This is a genomic window from Paenibacillus sp. FSL H7-0943 (assembly GCF_037963265.1).
In the GTDB taxonomy this organism is placed as follows: Bacteria; Bacillota; Bacilli; order Paenibacillales; family Paenibacillaceae; genus Paenibacillus_AQ; species Paenibacillus_AQ odorifer.
In genome coordinates, this window is sequence record NZ_CP150148.1 from 3262471 (window position 1) to 3289459 (window position 26989).

Below are 26989 nucleotides of genomic sequence, written 5' to 3' on the forward strand. Positions count from 1 at the left end.
ATAGTAACCCTCGACTAGGATGTGGGGTTATTCATCTGTTGTTGAAGTTCGTTCCTGAGCTAATGAATTATTTGTTATACTGTGTATAGTTATCGTTATTATCATTTCATTAAAAAAGGAGCATTTATTTGAATCTAGCAACTCCTGTAACACCTATTCAACTTATGCAAGTACTTCTAAACGTTTCTGTGATTCGGCCTGTTTTTATCTGGGGGGCGCCTGGTATTGGGAAATCTTCGCTAGTAGAAGCTTTTGCTGATCAGGTGGGTCTTCCTTGTGTGTCTCTATTAGGTTCTCAATTAGCACCTGAAGACATCATTGGAGTCCCGCAAATCGTTAACGGTAAGAGCCAATTCTGTCCTCCAAAAATGATTGCTCGGGATGAACCTTATTGTTTGTTCCTGGACGAGCTTAATGCCTGTTCTCAAGAAGTGCAAAAAGCTTTTTATAGTCTCATCCACGAACGCCGCATAGGCGATTATCACCTACCTGAGGGCTCTATAGTAATAGGAGCTGGTAACCGTGCACAAGATAGTGCAATTGTTAAACCTATGTCATCCGCGCTTATCAATCGGATGTTCCATATACAGTTAAATGTATCGTTTCAAAATTGGATCTCTTGGGCATATGAGCATAGCATTCATCCTATGGTTATTGAATATCTGGAATTGCGTCCCGATCATTTGTGGAGTGCACCTCCAAAGACTGAAGAGCCTTTCTCCACGCCACGCTCTTGGCATATGCTTAGTGATGCACTACATGAGTTTGGCGATGATATAAATGCGGATACCGTGGGGATTTTAGCGAATGGTTCACTGACACCTGCTCACGCCACACAATTCAGGGCTTTTTATAAAAATCTAACTGGAAAATATGAACTTAATCAAATTATAGATGGTAAATCCTCATTTCCAACGGCTCCAGAAGATCGGGATCTCCTGTATTTCCTGGCGCAATCCTTGCGTGCCCAGATTATCAAAGAACTCCCTCCGATTAAAGATAACGTACGAGATGGACATCGCCAATTTGCACACACTGTTAAAAAGCTGATTAAAGACCTGTCCGTCATTAGCTTTGAAATTGCACAGCTAGTAGTTGCTAAGCAGGAGCAAAGTGATAATATTCCAGATTGGTTAATGGTTGAAATTGTACGTGATTTACCACGTCTTGCAATAAAAGAGCGGGGGTAAATATGGCTAAAAAAACAACTCCAGATAATCCCGCTTTGAAAAATTTTAATGAAGCATGTTCGTTAATCGCGGATCATCCTATTTTTGCGCCGTTATCTGTTCGAGCTTCGATTATTCATAATGAAAATAGTCCCTATCCTGAAGACGGCTGGGCAATTGTCACTAATAACGGTTATATTTACACTCATCCTAAACGGCGTGGCGAGGTTGCTGAATGGATGTACGTTTTGGCACATTGTTTTCTTCATTTAGGTCTTGGACATTTAAAGATTAAAGAGAATCAAGTGGCGTGGAACGTTGCATGTGATGTGTACATAGCAAAGTTTTTAAATGACTTGAAGCTTGGGAAAATACCCGCAGATATGGAGTCGCGAATTGATCTTACAATTAAAGATGAACAACAGCTTTACGAGCAGTTTATGATAAAAGGAATTCCGGACACCTCCAGATATTTTGGGACTGCGGGTGTTTCAAAACTGGATATGAATGTTAGAGAAACCACCAAAAGATACTGGGGAAAAGCACCGGATTGGGAAGCCTATTTTGCTTATGGGTTATCTAATGCTGTGACGAATGCAGTAAGTGTTGCTGGAGGCCATGCTAATACTATTAGTGCCCCTGCACTTTCATTAACCGCTCCACAACGTGCAAAACGATGGTTTATGGACAGATATCCTTTATTAGGTGCGCTTGCCGCCGGCTTTGAGATTATAGAAGATCCAGCGATATGTCGGCGATTTGATATTTCCATAGCTGCCATTGACGTTATTGAGCGTAAAATATTTATGAACCCTGCAGCCGGACTAAACGATGAGGAGTGTATTTTCGTGATGGCGCATGAGCTTCTGCACGCGGGGCTTCAGCATCACGAGCGATGTCTTGGCCGGGATCATTATCTTTGGAATGTGGCTTGTGACTACGTAATAAATCTATGGCTAGTAGAAATGAGTGTGGGGGAGTATCCGCGAATTGGACTCTTATTAGATCCTGAGCTTAAAGGTTTATCTGCTGAAACGATTTATGATCGTATGGTCGGAGATATCCGCACTTATAAGAAACTGGCGACCTTGAGAGGGAATGGACTTGGTGACATTTTAGATAACGGTTCATCAAGTTTTTGGGATGCGAGAGAAGGACAGACGTTAGATGATTTCTGTAAAAATGCTATGCAACAAGGACTGATGTATCATGAAGAGCAAAGCCGCGGTCTTTTGCCATCAGGCCTAGTTGAAGAGATTAGAGCGCTAGGCCAGCCACCTATTAAATGGGATGTAGAGCTTGCTCGGTGGTTTGATCATTATTTTTCACCGCTTGAGAAGACCAGATCTTATTCACGAATTAGCAGACGTCAATCTTCTACACCTGATATCCCTCGACCACAGTGGGTTCATAGCGGTGCTGCAGATGATGGCCGTACTTTTGGAGTTATTTTAGATACCTCAGGCTCAATGGATAAAAAGCTTCTGGCCAAAGCATTAGGAGCCATTTCAAGTTATGCGCAGGCTCGTGATGTTCCTTTTGCACGGATTATCTTTTGTGATGCTTGTCCTTATGATGCAGGTTTCATGCCCCCGGAGGCTATCGCGGATCGGGTACAAGTGAAGGGAAGAGGGGGAACGATCTTACAACCAGCTATTGATTTGATTCAACAAGCTGAGGATTTTCCGAAAAAAGGACCACTTCTAATTATTACGGATGGTTATTGTGACAAGCTGACCATTAAAAGAGACCATGCTTATATTTTGCCCAAGGGAAATGACTTGCCTTTCTCACCCAAAGGACCTGTATTCAGAATTAATTAGGGCTTAGAATAAATTTAGAGCGAGGTAACAATGGATATGAATCCCCCAAAACATATTCTTTCAGCAGCTACAGTTGTATTCAATGATCAAGAAGAAATCTTATTAATAAAAGGTCCACGTAGAGGATGGGAGATGCCAGGCGGACAGGTTGAAGAGGAGGAGTCCCTTATAGAAGCAGCAATCAGGGAAGCCAAAGAAGAATCGGGCATTGATATAGAGATAAATAAGTTCTGCGGAGTTTTTCAAAATGTTGATCGATCTATTTGTACTAACCTATTTCTAGGGAAAGCCATCGGCGGCGAACCTGCTACTAGTTCCGAGAGCTTAGAAGTTGGTTTTTTTTCGATAGAACAAGCATTGGAAATGGTCACATGGAAAAACCTCAGACTGCGGCTGGAGTATTGTCTAAATGATAAGGTGCAGCCTTTTTACGTAGAGTTACGGGGTACAGAAGTTGAAAAAATTATATTTAAATTAGAAAACCAGCAAACTTTTTAGAGGTCCTCCTGCGTCCTAGCTAATGAGTGTCATCGGAAGGCACTTATAAATAGAGATGGAGGATGACGAGATATGAACAAAAGAACAAAAAATCTATTTAAAATGAGTGCAGTTGGATGTGTAGCCATTATGGGAGTGAGTGCAGCTTCTTTACCGGTTCATGCTATGGTTTCCACACAAGTAACAGCTAATGTTTCTGCGGCTTTACCGTCGAAGGCACCAGCCCTTGCTGGCATTGAAGTACAAGAAAAAGTACTTAACACAACAAGTAAATACCTGATTGCAGATTTAAAAGTACCACAGCTAACAGGAATGCTGGATACTCATTATCAAGATGAACTGAACGATATTATCCTCTCTCATGCTGAAAAGGATCTGGCACAGTGGGAGAAAGACGCCGCAGAAATGGGCAAAAAAGCACAGGCTGATCAAATGGAATTTCATCCTTATACTCTTTACATTACTTATGATCTGAAATCAGATGGAACAGGTTCTCCAGCAGGCGTTATCTCCTTGACTGTTACTACTGAAGGTTCTGAAGGTGGAACAAGCATGCCGCGGATCGATACTTATAATGTGAAAAATATAGCTGAGGCAGAACCTGTTGCACTAACGGATCTACTGGGCGCTAACTACAAAGAGAAGCTCGATGCAGACATTCTGGCAGAGATTAAAAAGGATTCAGATAAGTATTTCTTAGAAGAGTACACAGGAACTTCAACTGAGCAGTCGTTCTATATCGATAAAGGTGACTTAGTAATCGTATTCCCTAAATACAGCATTGCACCAGGTTATGTAGGTTCACCAGAGTTTCGGTTCAGCTTAAATCATAGTTCAACGGATACAACTAAGCTAGATTTGAAAAAAGTAGCTACTTTCACGAATAAGAAAGGCGTGCTCATGGTATCGCTTCGTGATGTGGCCAGTCAACTAAACTATGAATTGAAATGGAATCAGTCTACCAAAACCGCTGAGTTGATGAAAGGAGCGCAGTGGACAAGTGTTACGCTTAACAAAGATTCATACTTCTTCGCAAAAATGACTCCTAAAGCTTTAGGTGCCGCACCTGTTCTGCAAGATAACAAAACCTATGTACCTGTTCAATTCGTATCAGAAATTCTACAGGTTGAAGTTCAGAAATAACCATTTAGAAGTTTGTAAAAGTAGTTAGAATTATTAAAAACATCCAGCAGGGTAATTCTTGCGCGGGTGTTTTTTACTTTTGATAACAGATTAGCCAGTTTAAAGAACTTTTTGAGCTGCTCCTGCGTCCTGCCTATGAACAACAAATTAAGGGTAAGGACTGAAACAGAATGAATGACAACAAGCGTTATATGCCTGGTATTGATGGACTAAGAGCTTTTTCCGTACTCGCTGTCATAGCCTATCATTTGAATTTGAAATGGGCTGGGGGTGGACTGCTGGGAGTGGGAATCTTTTTTGTGATCTCGGGTTATCTCATCACAGACCAAATCATTAACCAATGGGAGCGTCATCGAAGATTGGACCTTCTGGACTTTTGGATACGTAGAGCACGGAGGTTGCTGCCGGCGACGATAGTCATGCTGATCGTTGTCACCATATGGCTCTTAATCATAGATCCCACGAGATTAAATGGGCTGACAGGAGATTTCATGTCATCACTATTTTACGTTAATAACTGGTGGTTAATATTTCATGATGTTTCGTACTTTGAAAGCTTTGGACCTCCTTCACCGATCGGACATTTATGGTCACTTTCTATTGAAGAACAGTTTTATATTCTATGGCCGCTGCTGCTCGTATTAGGACTAAAGATCATACCTCGTCGAAGTAAACTTATTGCCTGGATTCTGGCTTGTGCTGCTGTCTCAGCTTTAACTATGGCTATGTTCTATGTACCGGGCACAGATCCAAGCAGGGTCTATTATGGAACAGATACTCGCATATTTGCACTTCTAATTGGAGCGGCGCTTGCCGTTGCATGGCCTAGTCAGAAACTTAAAAATACAGTCACAGAAAGATCTCGTTATATGTTTGATATCATTGGTGCTCTGGGACTGCTGGTATTAATGGTGCTAGTTTACCGGGTTAACGAGTTTGATGAATCACTATATCGGGGTGGATTTTTGATCATCTCTATCATTACTGCAGTAGTGATTGCTGTGCTTGCTCATCCTGCCAGTTCTCTTGGACGGAAAATGGGCTGTAAACCCTTGCGATGGATAGGTGTACGTTCATATAGCTTATACCTTTGGCATTATCCCGTAATTATTCTTACTAGCCCTAATGGGAATCCAGATGAGAGCGGCGTGCTTCGAATTATCCTTCAGTTAGCAGGAAGTTTTCTACTGGCAGCCTTATCATACAAATATGTGGAGGAGCCGCTCCGGCGGAGATCATTAAGAGATATTTGGAACCATTGGAGTGCAAAGCAACGCCGCAGCTACCGCCCTGTCTTTCTTATGACCATGATCTTTTTGGTTCTTATTCCGATTGCCTGCAATGGATATTTATCCAATGCTGAATCTGACACACCTACAATCGAAGTTGCAGATAAGCAGAATGTACAGCAAGAGAGAACAGCGCAGGATCCAATAGATCACAATTCATTGGCACCACCCGCAGAAAAATATACGACTGATGTTGAGAAGCAAAAACCTGACACTGAAGAGCAACAAGTTGAACCAGAAGGAAACATAGCGGTAACCGAGAAAAATCAAACCGGAAAGAATATTACGGCCATTGGCGATTCTGTCATTTTGGATGCAGCACCGTTTTTAGTAGAAAGTCTCCCTGGTATTGTCATCGATGGAAAGGTCGGCAGACAGATGATGCAGGCACAGGAGGTAATTGATCAGCTTAGAGCACAAGGACGGTTAGGGAAGCGGATGATCATAGAGCTGGGGACGAATGGAGCCTTTAACTCCAAGCAATTACGTAAACTACTAAACTCGTTAAGCGATGCGGAGCAGATTATTTTGGTCAATACACGTGTGCCGAGAAAGTGGGAGCAGACTGTGAATTCCACCCTTTCAAAAGTTTCCAGTGAATTCAGGAATACGACCATAGTAGACTGGTACTCAGCTAGTGAAGGAAAAGACGACTACTTCTACAAAGATGGTGTTCATTTGAAACGTGAGGGTGCCAAGTATTATGCATCAATTCTAATTAAAGCTTTGGAAAAAGAAAATAAATAATTTATTTGGAATCTCCAAACTTTTTTATACTCACCAAACGTCTTACTCCTGTTACAACACCAGATCACAAACAGAGAAGGATAATCGACCATGTTGAATAGGAAAACCGAGAAAATATTGACGCGATGTATCAAAGAAAACAAAGAAAATGTATACCGGCTTGCTTACAGTTATGTGAAAAACAAAGAGGATGCCCTCGACATTGTGCAGGATTCTATTTATAAAGCGATGACACGAATGGATTTGCTAAAGGATCACGATGCCGTGAAAAGCTGGTTTTACAGGATTGTCGTGAATACTTCCTTAGACTTTTTGCGCAGAAACAAGAAGGTTCAGACGATGGAGCCAGAGATAATAGAAACCTATAGTCCGGCTGTTGAGGATAGCTATACAGATATGGATTTGAAAAGAACACTGGAAGAGCTGCCGGCGAAATACCGAAGTGTGATTGTGCTTAGATATTTTGAGGATATGAAGATTAATGAAGTGGCTGAAGTTCTTAACGAGAACACCAATACAATAAAGACAAGGCTGTATCAGGCCCTTCAGTTATTGCGGGTGAAGCTGAATGATGAAGCCTTAAAGGAGATAAAGTAAGATGGACGAAAGAATACAAGAATTACATAAAGAGTATACCGATATTCCCATTCCGGAAGAACTTGATTTGATTGTAAACCGCTCTATAAAGCAGTCACTTAAAGCCAATAGAAAAAAACACACGACAACTAAGTGGGTGGCTAGTGTTGGTGCGGCCGCAGTTATTTTTCTAGTAGCCATAAACACTAGTACAACCGTAGCTAGTGCATTATCTTCCATTCCAGGCGTTGATCGGATAATAAAAGTACTAACTATTAAAGAATACGTTGTAGAAGAAGAGAACTACGATGCTAATATCAAAGTTCCAGCCGTTACCGATATGGAAAACAAAGAACTGGAGCTTGGATTGAACAGCAAATATTTAAGTGAGAATAAAGCACTATACGAAAAGTTCCAAGCGGAGATCGAAGCGTTGAAGGAACAAGGTGGGGGCCATTTGGGGCTGGATGTAGGTTATGAAGTGAAAACGGATAATGAGCGCATTTTCTCCATTGGCAGATATGTTGAGGAAACCGCTGGTTCATCTTCAATGGAAGTTACTTTTGATACGATAGACAAAGTGAACCAGATCCTTATTACATTGCCAATGCTATTTAAAGATGATCAATACATTGAACGCATCAGTGAAAATATTAAAGAACAGATGATTGCTCAAATGAAAGCAGACTCTGAGAAAGTTTACTGGATCCCTGAGTATGGCGATGATGTGCCAACGGATCAGTTTACCTCCATTACGAAGGATCAGAGCTTTTATATCAACACCGAAGGTAAGCTTGTAATTGTGTTTAATAAATACGATGTCGCACCGGGTTATATGGGCTCCGTTGAATTTGTGATACCAACCGCGGTGCTTGCTGATGATTTGGTCAGTCAGAAGTATATTCAATAAAAGAATTCTGGGAATAACGTGATCTGAGTCCGAAACTCTGCACAAAAGGTGATAAAAGTGGAAATAAGATCATCTGGGTCCGAAAGTTTAGCCAAAACTCTTCGTCAAAGCCTCAAACATCGTTTGATGTCATTATTTTACGGGGGACGCAGCAGCTAACGGACTCAGCTGACCCTAAACGCAGCATTATCGCACTTTTGCAATTCTATCGGACCGCATAGTCGCTATTGGCACGAAAAACACGCCCCAAGCACACTTTTCTAACGAATAGCTGCACTGGGGTCCGAAACTTTGCACAAAAGGTGATATAAGCGGAAATAACGTCATCTGGGTCCGATAGTCTAACCAAGGCTCTTTGTCCAAACCTCAAACATCGTTTGCTCTCATTATTTTACGGGTGACGCAGTAGCTAACGGACTCAGCTGACCCTAAACGCAGCATTATCGCACTTTTGCAATCCTAACGGACCGCATCGTCGCTATTGGCACGAAAACCATCCCCCAAGCGCACTTTTCTAACGAATAGCTGCACTGGGGTCCGAAACTCTGCACAAAAGCTGATAAATGTGGGAATAACGTCATCTGGGTCCGAAAGTTTAGCCAAGGCTCTTTGTCCAAGCCTCAAACATCGTTTGCTCTCATTATTTGACGCGAACGCTGCTGCTATCGGACTCAGCTGACCCTAAACGCAGCATTATCGCACTTTTGCAATTCTATCGGACCGCATAGTCGCAATTGGCATGAAAACCACGCCCCAAGCGCACTTTTCTAACGAATAGCTGCACTGGGGTCCGAAACTCTGCACAAAAGGTGATAAAAGTGGAAATAACGTCATCTGGGTCCGAAAGTTTAGCCGTAAATAAATCGTTCTACTGCCGCAGCAGTAGCAGTAATATCCGGGTTAGAATTGTCGATCAACGCAATATTTTCAGCCGGGAGCGGCCATTCTACCGTACGGTTGCCAAGAGAAGTGCGGAATTCATTCCAATGCTGGAACTTCCATTCATCTAGTGGTGATTGTCTGTCTTGAATTCGTTCCCGGTACAATTCCTCGTTGGCTAACCCTACCAAGACAACCTTGACCTCAACATCATGAAGGGAACGCCCGATCCGAGCTAACTCATGGCTGATCCAGTCAGGATTGGCCGCCTCTTTGGTAAAGGGACCAACCACAAAAGCATCGACGTCCAAGCCAATATTATCCATTGCAGCATCCATAGTGATTCGATAACCTAAATCGCGGCATAACCTTTTGTACTCTGCTGAGTCTCTATCTGCCGGATCCAGTCCGTGTAAAGTCATTATCGCGTCAGCAGCAGGCCGTAGTAGAATATCCATATCGAAAAAAGGTATTTTGCGCCGCGAAGCAATCGCTTTAGCTAACGTTGTTTTGCCTGCTCCAGCTGGACCAAGAAAAAATACAAGTTTATTCATTTCTAATTCTCCTTAGTTCTCAAGTCAACTCCAATGTGTATCTATGCATACTATCATATAAAAGATGACGAGCAATCGCCAGCGTAATCCCATTCTCGGCAAATGACGGTCCACAAAACTAAAATTGCTCGCGGATTAGCCCATAAAATGATAATTTTTTGCTTCTCCATTGAGTTTTTAGCTAATCCTGCTTATAATATAGCGAGAAAAATAAGAAAAAGGTGTCCATAAATGAGCATATTAAATGTTGAAGGATTAAGTCATGGCTTTGGAGATCGTGCGATCTTTAAGGATGTTTCATTCCGTCTCCTAAAAGGCGAGCATATCGGATTATTCGGCGCTAACGGCGAAGGAAAATCCACTTTTATGAATATTGTTACAGGCAAACTGCAACCTGATGAAGGTAAAGTCGAATGGTCCAAGCGGGTGCGTGTTGGCTACCTCGATCAGCATGCAGTGTTAACCAAAGGAATGACGATTCAAGATGTACTCAGAAGTGCTTTCCAGTACCTGTTCGATCTTGAGCAAGAGATGAACGATATGTATGGCAGAATGGGTGACGTTTCACCTGAAGAGCTGGAAAAGCTGCTTGAAGAAGTAGGTACCATCCAAGATACACTTACAAATCAAGACTTTTACATGATCGATGCGAAAGTACAAGAAACCGCGCGTGGACTAGGGATTACTGACATTGGATTGGATCGCGATGTAGCCGATCTTAGTGGTGGTCAACGCACCAAAATCTTGCTTGCTAAGCTATTGCTTGAAAAACCAGATATTTTGCTCCTCGATGAGCCTACGAACTATTTGGATGAGCAGCATATTGAATGGCTGAGACGTTACCTTCAAGAGTATGATAATGCTTTTATTCTGATCTCACATGATATGCCATTCTTGAATAGTGTTATCAACCTGATCTACCATATGGAAAATCAAAAGCTGACCCGTTATGTGGGGGATTATGAGCAATTCCAACAAGTCTACGAAATGAGAAAACAACAGCTTGAATCTGCCTATAATCGCCAAAAGCAAGAAATAGCAGAGCTGAAGGATTTCGTAGCTCGTAACAAAGCCAGCGTGGCTACCCGTAACATGGCGATGTCCAGACAGAAGAAGCTCGACAAGATGGAGATCATCGAGATTGCCAAGGAGAAACCGAAACCACAGTTTAACTTTAAAGAAGGTAAAACTGCCGGCAAGATGATTTTCGAAGCAAAAGAATTGGTTATCGGCTACGACTCTCCATTGTCCAGACCGCTTAATTTGTTGATGGAACGTGGACAGAAGATCGCGTTGGTTGGGGCAAACGGAATTGGTAAAACAACATTGCTGCGCAGCATTTTAGGTGAAATCTCTGCTTTGTCCGGTTCGGTAGAACGTGGATACCATCAGGAGATTGGCTATTTTGAGCAAGAGATGAAGGAAGGCAATTACAAGACTTGTATTGAGGAAATCTGGGATACATTCCCGTCTCTGTCACAATTCGAAGTACGTGCTGCCCTTGCTAAATGCGGATTGACCACGAAGCATATTGAGAGTAAGATTGCTGTACTAAGTGGTGGGGAAAAAGCTAAAGTTCGTCTATGTAAGCTGATTAATAGCGAAACTAATATTCTCGTATTAGATGAGCCAACGAACCACTTGGATATCGATGCCAAAGATGAACTGAAACGCGCTCTAAAAGCATACAAAGGAAGCATTCTTATGATTTCTCACGAACCCGATTTTTATCAGGACATCGTAACCGATATCTGGAATTGCGAAGATTGGACAACGAAAGTATTCTAATAAGTAAGTCTTTGATGAACAAGCCTATGAGTGATAACGAATCTGTTACGCTTCATAGGCTTTTTTTAGCGGAATAGAATGGGATCTTAACAGAGACAGGGAGGGTCTATGTGCTAGAGAATAAAATGGATCAGCTTAACAGCTGTGTTCAGCGGATTTTTGAAGAATCCGAAGCAAAGATAGTCAATTTTACATGTGAAGATTTAGATTATAAAACACCTAACTTTACAACAGCGGGTATCTTTCGTCTAAGCGGTTTTGCATCTATTAATCATAAGCAGCTTCCATGGTCAATCATATTAAAGATAATCAAGCCAGATAGTGCGGAGAAAGATAATCTTCAGCATCACAATTACTGGCGACGAGAAGCTCTAGTCTTTGAATCCAAGATTCTCGACGAGCTTCCTAGCTCAATCAAGGCACCTAAGTGTTATCTTGTTGAGGAACAAGCAGATGGTACCGTATGGTTATGGATGGAACGAATAGATGGGGAATATGCTTACACAAAGGAACAGTTTGATTACATCGCTGAACAGTTAGGTCGTTTCAATGGAACTTATCTGACAGGAAAGAAAATTCCTGATGAGAAGTGGATTTGCAGAAACTGGCTTAAATCATGGACTACCTCGAGTAAAATCTACGCCCCTAATCCAGCAAAATATATAAATCAATTACACAATGATAATGAACGTAGTATCTGGACATGGTTCCAAGACTTCACAGACCAGATTGACAGAAGCTTGCGTTCTTTGAATAGCTTGCCGCGAGTGCTTGCACACCAAGACCTCAGTCAAATGAATATGCTGCTAACTCAAAGTGATACGGACGGCGAACGGCTAATATTAATTGACTGGCAATTTATGAGTATATCGGGGATAGGTGAAGACCTTGGCAAAATGTTTGGCGTAAATATGAGCTTAGGAGTTTTTCCTAATCATCGCTACGAGGAATATAAAGAGTCTTTATTCCAAAACTATATCGAGGGATTAAAAGATTCAGGATGGCAGGGGGACGAGTCCCTTGCAAGATATGGTTATTGTTTAGGCACTGCTTTACGTTGTATCTGGGAAGTGCCTCAATACTTTTCATTGGCCGCACAGTTAAAAACGGATCCAACTAACCTAAAGCTTCAAGATCGAGTTTCCCAATTGGAGCAAATTATTAATATTCAACGGAATATGGCGACAGAATGTATCAAGATGAATACATGGGCGCAATTTAGTTGAAATGTAGTTAAAATCTATCCTCTACAACTGGATACAAAGAGAAAAGGAGCTCCCCACGGGAACTCCTTTTTATTAAACCTCAATGATGATTGGAAGAATCATTGGCCGCCGTTTCGTTTTTTCGTATAGGAACTTACTTAATGATTCTTTGATGGTCTGCTTGATGATATTCCATTGGCCTAGATCAGTTTCGTTCATTTTTTTAAGGGTCGATGTTACATGCTGGTTGATCTCGTCCATTAAATTATCGGAGTTACGGACATAAACGAATCCTCTGGAAATAGTGTCTGGCTCGTTTAATAAACGTCCATCGGTTTGGCTCAGTGTAATCACTGTAATCAGTATGCCGTCTGCTGACAGCTGGCGACGATCGCGAAGCACAACATTTCCAATATCTCCGATCCCAAGGCCATCCACTAGAATTTGCCCAGCGGTCACTCGACCGGATTGGCGGACAACACCAGACGATGACTCGACGATGTCTCCATTTTTTAGAATAAAGATATTTTCCGGTTTGACGCCTACCGCCTCCGCTAACAAGCTGTGATGATGCAGCATACGGTATTCACCATGAATCGGAATAAAGTATTCAGGTTTCATTAGAGTCAGCATTAGCTTAAGCTCCTCTTGGCTGCCATGTCCTGAGACGTGAAGCTCACTGCGTGAACCATAGATGACTTTAGCGCCCAGCATATATAAATTATCGACAATCCTTGAAACATTCCGTTCATTCCCCGGGATGGGATTGGCTGCGAGCAGCACCGTGTCCCCAGCCTGGATCTCCATCAATCGATGGCTTGAGTTCGCTAAGCGGGATAGTGCGGCCATGGGCTCTCCTTGACTGCCTGTACATAAAACAGTTACCTGTGCCGGAGTGAGCTTAGCAGCTTCTGCAGGTTCGATCAGCATATCGTCCGGAATGTTCAAATAACCTAGTTCTTGGGCCACTCTGACTACATTTACCATACTTCTGCCGAGTAAGGTCAATTTACGTTCAGTTAAGTGAGAAGCATCAATGATCTGCTGTAGACGATGTACATTTGAGGCGAAGGTAGAAATAAAAATTCTACGGTCTGCTTTTAAAAAGGCTTCTTCTATGTGAGCGCCAACAAGCTTTTCAGAAGGGGTGAAGCCAGGACGCTCAGCATTAGTGCTTTCTGACAGCAAGATCTTTACACCGTTTTTCCCAATATCGGCCATTTTATGTATATCTGGATACTGCTTGTTGACAGGCGTCATGTCAAATTTGAAGTCTCCCGTATGAACTACGATACCTTCAGGTGTATCGAATACTACGCCAAGGCAATCTGGAATACTATGATTTGTATTAAAAAATGTTGTAGTAATGGCTCCCAGGGTTAACGTAGATTCTGAATTAATACAATGGAGTTTCGTTTGTCGTAAAATTCCATGTTCCCTAAGTTTATTTTCGATTAATCCTAAGGTTAAACGGGAAGCATATATTGGGATATTCAACTGTTTAAGCAGGTAAGGAATCCCGCCGATATGATCCTCATGTCCGTGAGTCACCACCAACGCTTGTACCTTATCAATATTATTTAATAAATACGAAACATCAGGAATAATTAGGTCAATCCCTAAGAGACTTTCATCTGGGAATTTAGAGCCGCAATCAATGACAACAATATCATCTGCATATTGCAGGATATACATATTTTTACCAATTTCATGAACCCCACCTAATGCTGCAATCGAGAGTTGCTTAGCTGCCATTTTCATTGAAGCCCCTCCTAAATAAATTTCTCTATATTATGTTTGAATCCCATTATAATTATCCATTCTGAAGCTTGATACAATATAATAACTGAAGAAAGCTAATCGAAAGATAGGAGAACGTTACTCATGAATATCCGACTATTACAAATGAAAGATAATAGCTCCATTGAAAAGGTCATTAGGGACTGCCTAATTGAGTTTGGCGGGAATCGCTCGGGTCTAGCCTGGGAGGATGACAGCCTGCATCATTTATCAGATGATTATAATCATAGTGAGAATCGGGCTTATTGGGTTGTCGAAGAGGGAGGGGAAGTATTAGGGGGGTGTGGCATTGCTCCTTTCGGGAATGATGACAAGATATGTGAGTTGCAAAAAATGTATTTATCTCAGTCGATTAGAGGTAACGGGATAGCCAACGAACTTTTAAACACAGCGCTGGACTTTGCCAAGCTTCATTACAACCAATGTTATTTGGAGACACTTCAAAACATGCACGCAGCTAACCGTTTCTATATGAAAAATGGATTTGAGCTTTTGGATGAACCGCTTGATGGGTCGGAGCATTTTGCTTGTGATGCTTGGTATATTAAAAAATTAATGTAATTGCTTTAAAATGTTGGAGGCCTGGATTACCAGGCTTTTTTTGATATAAGGTAATGATTTTTTATTTGACAATAAAACCGTCCAGACGGTATAGTAAATAACAGAGGTGATTATCGTGAACAGTAATTCAAAACGAAGTAGTATTTTATTAGCAGCTTCTATAGTAGTTAAAAATAATGGGGTGGAGAAGCTTACGCTTGAAGCCGTTGCCAAAGAAGCGGGGGTCAGTAAAGGTGGACTGCTGCACCATTTTCCGAATAAGGAAGCTTTAATAAAAAGTATGGTGGAAGAGTTAACAAGTGATTTTTTCAGTAATGTTCAAGAAAGAGTAGCGAATGCATCTAGAGAAACGGGGAAGTGGGGACGAGCGTTTGTTCAGGCGATTGACGACGATCTTAAGGAAGAGCAAGAGATTAGCACCGCGCTTTCGGCTGCTCTTTTTACGAATCCGGATATCCTTAAGAAATTTCAAGATCAATACTCAGTATGGCAAAACAATATAGAGAACGATGGAATAGATCCTGTACGTTCCACAATTGTCAGGCTGGCAGCGGACGGTTTATGGTATTCAGAAATGTTCGGATTAGGAGCTTTAGATAAGGATTTACGAGATAAAGTAATTCAAGAATTAATAAACATGACGGAGTAAGGAGGGGCTATTGTTGAATTCATATATGTTACTGGCAACAGCGATTATCTGCGAGGTATTTGGTAGCTCCATGCTTAAGGTTTCTAACGGGTTTAAAAAGATTTTACCTTCAATAGGAGTCGTACTCGGCATGGGTTCAGCCTTTTATTGTCTTTCTTTAGCGCTTTCAACGATTCCACTAGGGACGGCTTATGCTATTTGGTCGGGGGTAGGTACGGCTTTAACTGCGTTAATTGGAGTCATCATTTATAAAGAAAACTTCAATCTGAAAAAACTACTCGGCCTGATTCTTATCATTGGTGGAGTAGTCATTATGAAACTTTCTGGTGGATCTCATTAGAGCTTGGAGGAAATGTTATGAACAAGAATAAGGGTTTTTGGGTACTTGGGGTAGCTATTATAAGCGAAGTAATAGGTACAACTATGCTGAAAATGTCAGAAGGGTTCACACAAATATTGCCTACTATAGGTGTTATTATTGGTTTTATTATCGCATTTTATAGTTTGTCCATAAGTCTCAGAGTTTTACCTTTAAGCCTAGCTTATGCGATTTGGGCAGGTGTAGGTACAGTTCTAACCGCAATCGTTGGTATCGTAATATGGGGGGATCCATTTAGTATGCTTACACTTGCAGGCATAGTATTAATAGTTGGAGGTGTGGTTTTATTAAACTCTCCAGATTCAGCTAATGAAAAAGAACTTAAAACCACAAGTTAATCTTCATAAAAAACTAAGGCCTGAGAAATCAGGCCTTTATTTGATGGACGTGATGTTAATAGATTCCATATTTAGGGTAGTTTCGCGATATTGGTATCACATATCTTTTCCGTAGAATTACATCTTATAGCTTGATCCGCTCTTTCTCTATAATGAGAGTGTCTCACATTGAAAGGAGGATCGGTTGTTATTTAATGTGCTCTGAGATGAATTTGATTGTAAACGCTATCATTTGAGCACTCCGATAAGGCGACACGTTAGTGAGTATCTACATTAAGAGGAGGATTATAATGCGCAACAAGTATGTCGTATGGTCGCTTGTAGTAACCCTGTTGATTTCAAGTTTATACCTGGCAGCGGGTCCGTTCACATTTGTTAGTGCCTCTGGTGGCGCGAATTTGACGCTGGGCAAAACTGTGACGGCTAGTGGTCAATCACAAACGTATAGTCCAAACAATGTGAAAGACAGCAATCAAGAGACGTATTGGGAAAGCAGCAATAATGCATTTCCGCAATGGATCCAAGTAGATCTCGGTACAGAGACAAGTATTGACCAAATCGTATTGAAGCTGCCAACGGGCTGGGAGACGCGTACGCAAACACTCGCCGTTCAAGGCAGCACAAATGGATCTACATTCACTGACATTGTTGGTTCAGCTGATTATGTGTTCAATCCTTCAGCAGGAGGGAACACCGTTAAGATTGATTTTTCAGCAACCAGCACTCGTTATGTACGCCTGAATGTAACAGGCAATACGGGTTGGCCGGCAGCGCAAGTATCTGAGTTCGAAATTTATGGAGCTAGTACACCAACACCGACGCCAACAGCCACACCAACGCCAACAGTTACACCGACGCCAACAGCCACACCAACGCCAACAGTCACACCAACGCCAACAGTCACACCGACACCAACGCCAACAGCCACACCAACAGTCACACCAACGCCAACAGCCATACCGACAGCAACGCCAACAGCCACGCCTGTTGCGGGCAGTAATATCGCGGTTGGCAAATCGATTACCGCATCCTCTAATACGCAATCATTTGTGGCAGCAAATGCTAATGACAACAACACCAACACATACTGGGAAGGTGGCAGTAATCCTAGTTCATTGATACTTGACCTGGGGTCAAACTACAACGTTTCCTCCATCGTTCTAAAGTTAAATCCAGCCGCTGCATGGGGAGCACGTACCCAAACGATTCAAGTGCTCGGTCACAATCAGAACACAACGACATTTGGGAATCTGGTGTCAGCACAATCGTATTCGTTTAATCCAGCTTCAGGAAATACAGTAACCATTCCTGTTTCCGCAACTGTCAAACGTCTACAGCTTAATATTACTGCCAACTCGGGTGCTCCAGCTGGACAGATCGCCGAATTTGAAGTATACGGTACTCCAGCTCCGAATCCGGATTTGGTGATTACTGGCATGTCCTGGTCACCAACGAATCCGGTTGAGTCTAATGCGATTACGCTGAACGCAATCGTAAAGAATATCGGCAATGCCAGCTCTCCAGCTGCTACTGTTAATTTCTATTTAAATAATGAGCTTGTAGGCTCAGCTCCGGTAGGTGTACTAGCAACTGGAGCATCGACAACAGCATCGATGACACTTACCGCAGGAGTTAAGCCTGCCGCAACGTATTCAGTTAGTGCCAAAGTTGATGAAGACAACCTAGTTATCGAACAAAATGAAGCGAATAACAGCTACACGAACCCAGCGTCACTTATTATCGCTCCAGTGTCCAGCTCTGACTTAGTGGGAACTGTTACATGGACACCAAGTAATCCTGTTGCTAATAACAATGTAGCGTTTAATGTAAATCTTAAGAATCAAGGAACCATTGCCTCTGCAAGTGGTTCACATGGTATAAGCGTTGTTCTTAAAAACTCTGCGGGTTCCACTATTCAAACCTATAATGGATCTTATAACGGTGCCTTAGCAGCGGGGGCAATAGTTAATGTAGCGATTCCAGGGACTTGGACAGCGATTAATGGTAACTACACAGTCACCACTACTGTTGAAGTGGATGCTAATGAGATAGCTGCCAAGCAAGCGAATAATGTAAGTGTTTCTAATCTCGTTGTCTATGCTGCGCGTGGTGCAAGCATGCCGTATAGTCGATATGATACCGAGGATGCTACACTCGGGGGTGGCGCGACATTGAAATCGGCGCCAACCTTTGATCAAGGATTAATCGCCTCTGAGGCTTCTGGCCAGCGTTATATAGCTCTTCCTTCGAATGGTTCGAACTTAGAGTGGACGGTCAGACAGGGTCAAGGCGGCGCAGGTGTAACTATGAGATTTACAATGCCTGACTCTGCAGATGGGATGGGATTGAATGGTTCACTGGATGTGTATGTGAATGGAGCGAAAGTAAAAACAGTTTCCTTAACCTCATACTACAGCTGGCAGTATTTCTCAGGTGATATGCCTGGCGATACACCTAGTGCTGGACGTCCACTATTCCGTTTTGATGAAGTTCACTGGAAGATGGATACACCCCTCCAACCTGGGGATAAGATTCGAATCCAGAAGAACAATGGAGATAGCTTGGAATATGGTGTGGATTTCCTTGAAATTGAATCTGTTCCAACAGCAATTGCCCGCCCAGCTAACTCCGTATCTGTAACAGATTACGGTGCTGTGGCAAACGACGGACAAGATGATCTGGCAGCTTTTAAAGCTACTGTAAATGCAGCCGTGGCAAGCGGAAAGTCTATTTATATTCCAGCAGGTACCTTTAATCTTAGCAGTATGTGGGAGATTGGTTCTGCTAGTAATATGATCAATAACCTCACTATTACTGGTGCTGGTCTCTGGCATACCAATATTCAGTTCACCAATCCTAATGCTGCGGGCGGTGGTATTTCACTCCGTATTTCAGGTAAGCTAGATTTCAGTAATGTATATATGAATTCTAATTTGCGCTCACGTTATGGACAAAATGCAATTTACAAAGGTTTTATGGATAACTTTGGAACCAACTCTATTATCCATGATGTCTGGGTAGAGCATTTTGAATGCGGAATGTGGGTAGGCGACTACGCTCATACACCTGCTATTTATGCTACCGGGCTGGTAGTTGAAAACAGTCGGATTCGGAACAATCTTGCAGACGGCATCAACTTCTCGCAAGGAACTAGCAATTCAATTGTACGCAATAGCAGTGTGCGAAATAATGGTGACGATGGTCTTGCAGTATGGACCAGTAACACAAATGGTGCACCTGCTGGTGTGAATAATACCTTCTCGTATAACACCATTGAGAATAACTGGCGTGCGGCAGCGATTGCTTTCTTTGGAGGAAGTGGTCATAAGGCTGATCATAACTATATCATTGATACAGTTGGTGGTTCCGGCATACGTATGAATACCGTTTTTCCAGGTTATCATTTCCAGAATAATACGGGTGTAGTTTTCTCAGACACAACCATTATTAACAGTGGCACGAGTAAAGATCTTTATGGGGGTGAACGTGGCGCAATTGATCTTGAAGCATCAAATGATGCTATCAAGAACGTTACATTTAATAACATAGACATCATTAATACCCAGCGTGATGCGATTCAATTTGGATATGGTGGTGGATTCGAGAACATCGTGTTCAACAACATCAATATTAACGGTACAGGACTTGATGGAATAACAACTTCACGGTTCTCAGGTCCACATAAAGGTGCAGCTATTTACACCTATACAGGCAATGGTGCTGCAACCTTTAATAACCTGACAACTTCCAACATTGCTTATCCGAATCTGAATTATATTCAGAGCGGTTTTAATCTAACGATTCATTAATTTTATGTACGAGGTTAAGGGAGAAGCTCTTAGGAGCTTTTCCCTTTTTAGCTTGTAACGAGCTGGATATCTCTAAATTGCCAGAAGGATAATGACTACATGAACAAGAAATTAATATAAGGGGAATTTAAACTATTAAATTTTTGAAATTCTTTTGCAGATGTGTTGATTTCATCATCTTATGTTCGTCATAGCAGATGCGTCGGATCTCAAAGGACCTCCTGATTTTGTTAAACAACTTACTGCGCTTATTCAGGCAAACCATTTAATTACTTAAAGGGAGAGATGAAAAATGAATCAGGAAGTAATCGATTTTATTGAAGCGCTAAAAGAATCATGGCAGGTGGAGTTGTCCACCTCACTACGTGAGGTTGTTCATCAGGCTATACCGGATGTGCAGGAACGTATTCAGTATAAGAAACCTCATTTTTTGAAAAATGGAAAATACGCTGCGGCCATCTCGACATCAAAAGACGCAGTCAGCTTTGTAATCTTTAATACAACCGAGCTAACGCTTCCAGAGGGAGCATTTGAGGGACCACCTGAAAGGAAAACCCTGAAGCTTCGAAAAGGAGACACATTTGATTCTGCACAGTTGGTCTCTTTAGTTGCTCAAGCTTCAGCTTCACTTTGATCCATACTTATATTAAAAGGACGATATCTCAAAGTCATTTGACTTCATGGGAGATCGTCCTTTTTGACGATTATACAGTTTTAGTTACTCGTTGTAGTGCTGAGATAGTGAATCTGCTCTTCCAGGATGGTACTTGCTTTGCCTAAAAATGTTGTTATAAGCTCAAGCTCCTGCTCAGTAAAGGAAGACGCCAGTTTAACCATCTTAGTGTGCAAAGGAAGGTAGGCATTTCCAACCTCGTTATTCTCATATAAAGGAACAATAATCACCTTACGACGGTCATTGGGATCATGTTCTCTGCGAACAAAGCCGTTTTTTTCAAGTCGATCAACTAATGTGGTAATGCTGCCTGTAGTAAGTCCAGTTAATTTGGATAGCTCGCCTGCGGTGATAGGACCTTTTTCATGAAGGATATCTATAGATAGAAAATCGTTATTGTATAACCCTAGAGAAGTTGCTACTTTTTGCTGATACAAAACCGTTCGGCTGCCTAGGCCCCGCATGCGTAAAGTTAAGTCTTCCTGCTGAATTGTAACTTGATTGTGTCGATCTCTTGACAAAAGAGGACCCTCCTTTTAAAATGTTTATATCTTGATAGTCAAGATAATCAATGAACGAGATGCTTGATGAACATCTAATTAATTGTCTTGATTTTATCGAATTATTCACTAATTTGCAAAGGGTATAACATCACATGGTTTGGAATGAAGCCTGTGCACAATCCTTTAACAATTAGAGTAGAACTAAACATTTGGGAAAAGTGGAGGAGAAAAAGGAGCATGGAAAAGAAAAATAAAGTTGGGGTTATTATAGTAGCTCTATTGTTGGCTACACTTATGGCATCAATGGATAATACTATACTTGCAACCGCAATGGGAACCATTGTAGGTGACCTTGGCGGCTTTGACAAATTGATGTGGGTTACGTCCGCTTATATGATAGCTGAGATGGCGGGTATGCCGATTTTCGGTAAATTATCGGATATGTATGGACGTAAGCGATTTTTTATTTTCGGTATTATTGTTTTTATGATTGGTTCAGCTTTATGTGGTACGGCAAATTCTATTGTCCAGCTTAGTATTTATCGGGCAATTCAGGGTATTGGTGGAGGGGCACTCGTTCCTATTGCATTCACGATTATGTTCGATGTAGTGGCCCCAGAAAAACGGGGGAAAATCGGTGGGTTATTCGGTGCTGCCTATGGTATTTCCAGTATATTTGGTCCCCTTATTGGCGCTTATATAGCGGATTATATTCATTGGTCTTGGGTCTTTTATATCAATTTACCCATTGGTGTTATTGCATTCTTTATGATCGCTTTCTTCTACAAAGAATCTGTTGAGCATTCCAAAGAGAAAATTGATTATCTTGGGGCTTTTACACTTGTAGCTTCAATCCTTTGTCTCATGTTTGCGATTGAGCTCGGGGGTAAGAAATATGCTTGGGACTCGACAATGATTCTGGGATTGTTTATGGCTTTTGTTGTGTTTTTAATTGGTTTTATTGTTATCGAACGTCGTGCAGAAGAGCCAATCATTACCTTTGGTATGTTCAAGAATCGTCTCTATTCTACGAGTAATGTTATGGCGATATTTAGCGGAGCAGCATTTATTACAGCCTCGGTGTACATTCCAATTTATATTCAAGGGGTTCTTGGCGGGTCTGCCACAAATTCGGGGCTTGTTCTACTTCCGATGATGATTGGTTCTGTTATCACTGCTGCTGGCGGAGGATTCTTGCTCTCTAAATTTAATTATCGCACGATCATGATTTCTACGTTAGTACTCCTTGTTGCAGGTATGGCTCTACTTACCACACTAACACCAGACTCCTCCCGGTTTATAGTCACTATTTTTATGTTTCTGGTGGGTCTTGGCATAGGTTCATCATTTTCTGTTCTAAGCAATGCAGCGATTCATGGATTTACAGCAAGACAACGGGGTTCTGCAAGTTCGACACTTAGCTTCACACGGGAGCTGGGAATGACACTTGGCATTACGGTATTTGGTATTATTCAAAGTCACATTTTTTCGAATAAACTAGCTTCCATGTTCAGTAAGGGAGGCGCGGCACCAGAAGGTGTTAATCTAAGTGATCCAAGTACAATTTTGACTCCCGACACACGGGCCAAAATTCCCTCTGAGGTTCTTGATAAAATCACCGAAGGATTATCTTCTTCTCTTGTTCATACCTTTGCTTGGGCGATTATTCCATCTGTTATAGCTCTAATGGCAGCATTTGTGATGAGCAGGGAGAAGTTTGACCCTGCTTCTGAGCTGGAAGAATTTACGGCATCGCATTAAGGAAATAAAAGATAAAAATTAAAGCCCAAGTCCTTTGTTAATAAAGGCTTGGGCTTTTTTGATAAGAAGTTCGGCGACCCTATTTCTCTGAAATGCTATAACGAGAATGTAAATGCCAGATAAGCTCTCTACGACTGCTGACACCTGCTTTAGCGAAAATGGATTTTAAATGATCCTGAACCGTGTAAGCAGAAATATGTAACTCAGCAGCCAATTCTTTAGTAGATAATCCGCGAATTACTCCTTCAAGTAAATGCTGTTCCCGTTTCGTTAGATCATACGCTTCTGCAATGATAGGAAGCATATCTGCTGGACGTGCAGGCTCGAATGAAATGGCAATTTGCGTCTGACCGTCGTATGCATGAAGCCGGCTAGCCAGGATCACTAGATAAGGTCCGTCTGACATCCGGATACAGGACTTTGCCATCCCCGAAGATTCAGAGGGACTATTGATTGCTTGTGTGCTCACCGCCCGAATTGGTCGTGGCAGGATATGGTGATCAATTTTTTCTAATGAACGAAGTTTCTCTAACCAACGGTCCGCTGTAGGATTAGAGGAGAGGAGCATTAGTTGATCAGAAAGGACGGCAATTCCGGAACCGTAATCTTCTTCCAGCCAAGTCTGATTTCTCTCAGGCAACTCAAGACTGAAAGCCCGCATTCTAGCGGCAATCTCAGGAAGCATTAAGCTTATCCACTCACAATCTTCCAGTGAAAATACAGGCTGACCGGACTTTCTGTAAAGTGTCAGATACCCCCAACACGCATCTCCATGAACAAGTACAGCGCGTAATTCATCCTCAAATCCTGCCGGAGACAGTACTTTTTGATAGCGAGCACTCAAATCTGGCTGCCCTTCGGTTGCTTCATATAAAGTAGCTACGTGCACTTTACTATGAACCATTTGCTCATAGGGATTAATATCGTCTTCACCGTATTCGATCTGGAACAAGTGATGATGAATGGATTCCACGTTATCTTCTGTAACCGCACCTGTCGAGAGTAGTGTCTGTGGATCAACATGGGTACAACAGGCAGCATCAAAGGGTACAGCCTCGCGTAAAATCGACAGTAATGAAGTACGGTAGCTATGTGAAGATTCAGAAACAGCACCTAACCTTATGATTTGTTGTTTAATATGATTAAGTTGTCTTATGGTTTTCATAGGTCAGCCCTCTAGTCATGGAGTATAAAAACAAGTATCCCACATTTATGGGATAGTGAATGTAAACCATATCCGTATAATTGAGAATGGTTCTTAATTATTTCTATTATATAGGATGCGGTGATAAAATGCAGAGAAAAGAAGATATTGTAGTCGTCGGTGGATATGGCCATGTAGGGCGTACCATTTGTGAAATCTTAGAGAAAAAATATCCTGGAAAAGTATATGCTGCAGGGCGAAGCCTTGTAAAAGCAAAGCAATTCAGTCAAGCAACTAATGGGAAAATTAAGCCGATGCAGTTGGATATTAATAAACCTTTACCTACTGATAAGTTAGAACGAGTGAAATTAATCATTATGTGCTTAGATCAAACGGATACGGATTTTATAAGAGCGGTGTTTCGAAGCGGTATTCATTATGTGGATGTATCTGCGAACGGTTTGTTTTTGAATGAAATTGAGAAATACAAGAGAGAAGCTGAAGACAATGGGTCAAGTGCTGTCTTAAGTGTAGGACTTGCTCCCGGCATCACTAATCTCCTGGCCCTTGAAGCAGAGCGGCAGATGGATCAGATTGAGGAGATAGAAATTGCGATTATGCTCGGATTAGGTGATTCTCATGGCAAAGCGGCGCTAGAATGGACAGTTGACAGTTTAGCAGCTAAGTTCGAAGTGAAGCAGGATAATCGCCAGGTTGAGGTGGAGAGCTTTACAGACAGAAGGTTGTATCATTTTGGTGATGAGATGGGTAAGCGATATGCTTACCGTTTTCCATTCTCAGATCAACAGACACTTAGCAGAACACTAAAATCATCGTCTATCTCTACACGATTTTGTCTTGATTCAGCTGTAGTTACTAAAATACTGGCAATAACGAAAAGAACTGGAGCCGTTCGCTTACTGCAAATAGGCTGGCTGAAGAATTCAATTGTTCGTGTTATGGGGCGGCTGCATTTGGGGGATGATGGGTTCGCTATTAAGGTTGAGGCACATGGAAGAAATTCAGAAGGTAAATTACTTCATGCGGATTTTTTATTACAAGGAAAGAATCAATCTATCATTACGGCAAAAGTAACAGCGGCAGTAGCAAAACATCTATATGATTCACCACCCCCAGGTGGAGTTTACCATATTGAGCAGATGACTGATATAGCGTATATACAGAAGGAATTAGGATCAGCCATTTCTCTCAAGACTGCGGTAAACTAGTATAATATTAATCATATAGAAAGGGGCGTCTTAGAATGAATAGAAAAGATTGGGAGCTGTTGAACGGTCATAAAGCGGGCGTGTTTTGGTTCACAGGATTTTCAGGTTCAGGAAAAAGTACACTAGCACAACAAGCTGAAAAAGAATTGTTTAAGCAAGGCATCCGATGTGCTGTGATCGACGGCGACCAGCTAAGGAAAGGTTTGAATATTGATTTAGGCTTTTCAGAAGAGGATCGTAAAGAAAATATGCGTCGCGCAGCCGAAGTAGCATCTATGTTTTTGGATCTAGGCTTTATAGTGCTTGTCCCGATGATTTCACCTTCTTCAGCTGCTAGAGAAGCGATTAGATATCGTTTTCAGTCTGGCGAGTTTGCAGAGATTTATGTGCAATGTTCATTAGAAACCTGCGAACAACGTGATCCTAAAGGGCTGTATAAGAAAGCTAGAAAAGGTGAAATTCGTGAATTTACAGGTATTGATGCTATTTATGAAGCCCCTGAACATGCCGAATTGACAGTTAACACAGAGATTTACGATATGGAGAGCAGTGTGAATCTGCTAGTTGATTTTGTTACACATAATTACGCTAAAAAGATATAGAGGGAAGTTAACAGAAGCCTGGTCAAGTCGGGCTTCTTTTTTTGCATTCTCAAATGGAATTATATCGCATAAAAGGGATCAAGGTGCTACAATATGAATGAATAAAAAAATATTCATTCATATTGATGGGTGTTATTCAAAATATGCATATATGGAGGGGTTCAAATGAAAAAAGTTACTGCATTTATTGGGAATCAACAAAAGCATGCGACCTTTGAAGCGGTTTGTGAATTTGGCAATAATTTAAAAGCATATGGTGATATTGAATTTGAGTATGTCTTTTTAAAAGATTATCGGCTTGAATATTGCCGGGGCTGCAAGATATGTTTCAATAAAGGTGAGGAATATTGTCCACTAAAGGATGATCGCGATGTATTGATGGAGAAAATGATCCATTCTGACGGAATTATTTTCGCCACGCCTAATTATGCATTTCATGTATCGGCACCGATGAAGAACCTCTTGGACCGGCTTGCTTTTGTATTTCATAGACCTCGATTCTTCGGGAAAACCTTCACGGCTATTGTCAATCAGGGGATCTTTGGAGGCAGCAAAATTGTGAAATACCTTAGTAATATGGGCGAGAATTTCGGATTTCAAGTTACAAAAGGCTGTGTCTTGACTACTTTGGAGCCAAGAACAGAAGTTGCGCAGAAAAAAATGACGAGAGAAATAAAGAAAGCCTCCGAAAGATTCTATAAGGACCTTATGTCGCCCAAGACTCCAGTTCCTTCTTTTCTCAGATTAATGCTGTTTCGAATGTCACGTACAAGTATAAAAACAATGCTTGATGATCATTCCAAGGATTATCGTTATTACAAAGAACAAGGCTGGTTTGAGTCGGGTTATTATTATCCTGTTTCATTGGGTCCTATAAAAAGGACAGCGGGTCTGATCTTTGACTTTATTGGGAAACGTATGGCGAAGAATTCGTAACCATAAAGACACTTCTCCGTATAA

Annotated in this window: 23 protein-coding genes; 19 read left to right on the plus strand and 4 right to left on the minus strand. The window is 41.7% G+C overall.

Going from position 1 to position 26989, the window contains the following annotated elements:
* Positions 1-128: 128 nt before the first annotated feature.
* From NSQ55_RS14340 to NSQ55_RS14370, 7 genes are all read left to right on the plus strand, one after another.
* Positions 129-1190 (plus strand): MoxR family ATPase, encoded by a 1062-nt coding sequence (locus tag NSQ55_RS14340; RefSeq protein WP_076125793.1) that lies wholly within the window; start codon positions 129-131, stop codon positions 1188-1190.
* Between the two features lie 2 nt (positions 1191-1192).
* Entirely contained in the window at positions 1193-2992 is a 1800-nt protein-coding gene (locus NSQ55_RS14345; protein ID WP_339174144.1) for a peptidase, read from the plus strand.
* 36 nt (positions 2993-3028) lie between these two features.
* Positions 3029-3490, plus strand: coding sequence for an NUDIX hydrolase (locus NSQ55_RS14350; RefSeq protein WP_339174518.1), 462 nt, complete (start codon positions 3029-3031; stop codon positions 3488-3490).
* Positions 3491-3562: 72 nt separating this feature from the next.
* Positions 3563-4633: a stalk domain-containing protein gene (locus NSQ55_RS14355; protein WP_248548228.1), complete on the plus strand. Its 1071-nt coding sequence runs from the start codon at positions 3563-3565 to the stop codon at positions 4631-4633.
* A 170-nt stretch (positions 4634-4803) separates the two neighbouring features.
* On the plus strand, positions 4804-6669 hold the full coding sequence (locus NSQ55_RS14360) for an acyltransferase family protein (RefSeq protein ID WP_339174147.1): 1866 nt from the start codon (positions 4804-4806) through the stop codon (positions 6667-6669).
* A gap of 90 nt (positions 6670-6759) precedes the next feature.
* Complete coding sequence (locus tag NSQ55_RS14365; protein ID WP_076125785.1) at positions 6760-7266, plus strand: sigma-70 family RNA polymerase sigma factor; 507 nt, start codon at positions 6760-6762, stop codon at positions 7264-7266.
* 1 nt (position 7267) lies between these two features.
* Complete coding sequence (locus NSQ55_RS14370) at positions 7268-8155, plus strand: RsiV family protein (RefSeq protein ID WP_076134938.1); 888 nt, start codon at positions 7268-7270, stop codon at positions 8153-8155.
* Positions 8156-9003: 848 nt separating this feature from the next.
* On the opposite strand, the gene NSQ55_RS14375 is transcribed toward NSQ55_RS14370, so the two are convergent.
* Entirely contained in the window at positions 9004-9588 is a 585-nt protein-coding gene (locus NSQ55_RS14375) for an AAA family ATPase (protein WP_339174151.1), read from the minus strand.
* A 231-nt stretch (positions 9589-9819) separates the two neighbouring features.
* On the opposite strand from NSQ55_RS14375, the gene NSQ55_RS14380 reads away from it, so the two are divergent.
* Both NSQ55_RS14380 and NSQ55_RS14385 read left to right on the plus strand, forming a co-directional pair.
* Complete coding sequence (locus NSQ55_RS14380; protein ID WP_036677991.1) at positions 9820-11376, plus strand: ABC-F family ATP-binding cassette domain-containing protein; 1557 nt, start codon at positions 9820-9822, stop codon at positions 11374-11376.
* Positions 11377-11486: 110 nt separating this feature from the next.
* Positions 11487-12602: a phosphotransferase gene (locus tag NSQ55_RS14385; protein WP_076302041.1), complete on the plus strand. Its 1116-nt coding sequence runs from the start codon at positions 11487-11489 to the stop codon at positions 12600-12602.
* 72 nt (positions 12603-12674) lie between these two features.
* Here NSQ55_RS14385 and NSQ55_RS14390 read toward each other — a convergent pair whose 3' ends face one another.
* Positions 12675-14336, minus strand: coding sequence for a ribonuclease J (locus tag NSQ55_RS14390; protein WP_076302129.1), 1662 nt, complete (start codon positions 14334-14336; stop codon positions 12675-12677).
* A 129-nt stretch (positions 14337-14465) separates the two neighbouring features.
* On the opposite strand from NSQ55_RS14390, the gene NSQ55_RS14395 reads away from it, so the two are divergent.
* The 6 genes from NSQ55_RS14395 to NSQ55_RS14420 all read left to right on the plus strand — a co-directional run bounded on the left by NSQ55_RS14395 (position 14466) and on the right by NSQ55_RS14420 (position 20751).
* Positions 14466-14942: a GNAT family N-acetyltransferase gene (locus NSQ55_RS14395; protein ID WP_339174157.1), complete on the plus strand. Its 477-nt coding sequence runs from the start codon at positions 14466-14468 to the stop codon at positions 14940-14942.
* A 115-nt stretch (positions 14943-15057) separates the two neighbouring features.
* The gene (locus NSQ55_RS14400) at positions 15058-15591 is read left to right on the plus strand and encodes a TetR/AcrR family transcriptional regulator (RefSeq protein WP_076125775.1); all 534 of its coding nucleotides are present in this window, start codon (positions 15058-15060) and stop codon (positions 15589-15591) included.
* A 13-nt stretch (positions 15592-15604) separates the two neighbouring features.
* Entirely contained in the window at positions 15605-15931 is a 327-nt protein-coding gene (locus NSQ55_RS14405) for a multidrug efflux SMR transporter (RefSeq protein WP_339174161.1), read from the plus strand.
* Between the two features lie 17 nt (positions 15932-15948).
* Positions 15949-16308: a multidrug efflux SMR transporter gene (locus NSQ55_RS14410; RefSeq protein WP_076217536.1), complete on the plus strand. Its 360-nt coding sequence runs from the start codon at positions 15949-15951 to the stop codon at positions 16306-16308.
* A gap of 290 nt (positions 16309-16598) precedes the next feature.
* Entirely contained in the window at positions 16599-20117 is a 3519-nt protein-coding gene (locus NSQ55_RS14415; protein WP_339174166.1) for a discoidin domain-containing protein, read from the plus strand.
* Positions 20118-20409: 292 nt separating this feature from the next.
* Complete coding sequence (locus NSQ55_RS14420) at positions 20410-20751, plus strand: DUF1801 domain-containing protein (protein ID WP_036677965.1); 342 nt, start codon at positions 20410-20412, stop codon at positions 20749-20751.
* Between the two features lie 80 nt (positions 20752-20831).
* Here NSQ55_RS14420 and NSQ55_RS14425 read toward each other — a convergent pair whose 3' ends face one another.
* Complete coding sequence (locus NSQ55_RS14425; RefSeq protein ID WP_172628892.1) at positions 20832-21254, minus strand: MarR family transcriptional regulator; 423 nt, start codon at positions 21252-21254, stop codon at positions 20832-20834.
* Between the two features lie 276 nt (positions 21255-21530).
* Here NSQ55_RS14425 and NSQ55_RS14430 point away from each other — a divergent pair, with 276 nt between their 5' ends.
* Complete coding sequence (locus NSQ55_RS14430) at positions 21531-23054, plus strand: MDR family MFS transporter (RefSeq protein WP_076184547.1); 1524 nt, start codon at positions 21531-21533, stop codon at positions 23052-23054.
* A 79-nt stretch (positions 23055-23133) separates the two neighbouring features.
* Here NSQ55_RS14430 and NSQ55_RS14435 read toward each other — a convergent pair whose 3' ends face one another.
* On the minus strand, positions 23134-24219 hold the full coding sequence (locus NSQ55_RS14435) for a helix-turn-helix transcriptional regulator (RefSeq protein WP_076184548.1): 1086 nt from the start codon (positions 24217-24219) through the stop codon (positions 23134-23136).
* Positions 24220-24347: 128 nt separating this feature from the next.
* On the opposite strand from NSQ55_RS14435, the gene NSQ55_RS14440 reads away from it, so the two are divergent.
* The 3 genes from NSQ55_RS14440 to NSQ55_RS14450 all read left to right on the plus strand — a co-directional run bounded on the left by NSQ55_RS14440 (position 24348) and on the right by NSQ55_RS14450 (position 26965).
* Positions 24348-25427, plus strand: a complete 1080-nt coding sequence (locus tag NSQ55_RS14440; RefSeq protein WP_076184549.1) for a saccharopine dehydrogenase NADP-binding domain-containing protein — start codon at positions 24348-24350, stop codon at positions 25425-25427.
* 35 nt (positions 25428-25462) lie between these two features.
* Positions 25463-26029: an adenylyl-sulfate kinase gene (gene cysC, locus NSQ55_RS14445; RefSeq protein ID WP_076302047.1), complete on the plus strand. Its 567-nt coding sequence runs from the start codon at positions 25463-25465 to the stop codon at positions 26027-26029.
* 165 nt (positions 26030-26194) lie between these two features.
* On the plus strand, positions 26195-26965 hold the full coding sequence (locus NSQ55_RS14450) for a flavodoxin family protein (RefSeq protein ID WP_076184551.1): 771 nt from the start codon (positions 26195-26197) through the stop codon (positions 26963-26965).
* The last annotated feature ends 24 nt before the right edge of the window (positions 26966-26989 follow it).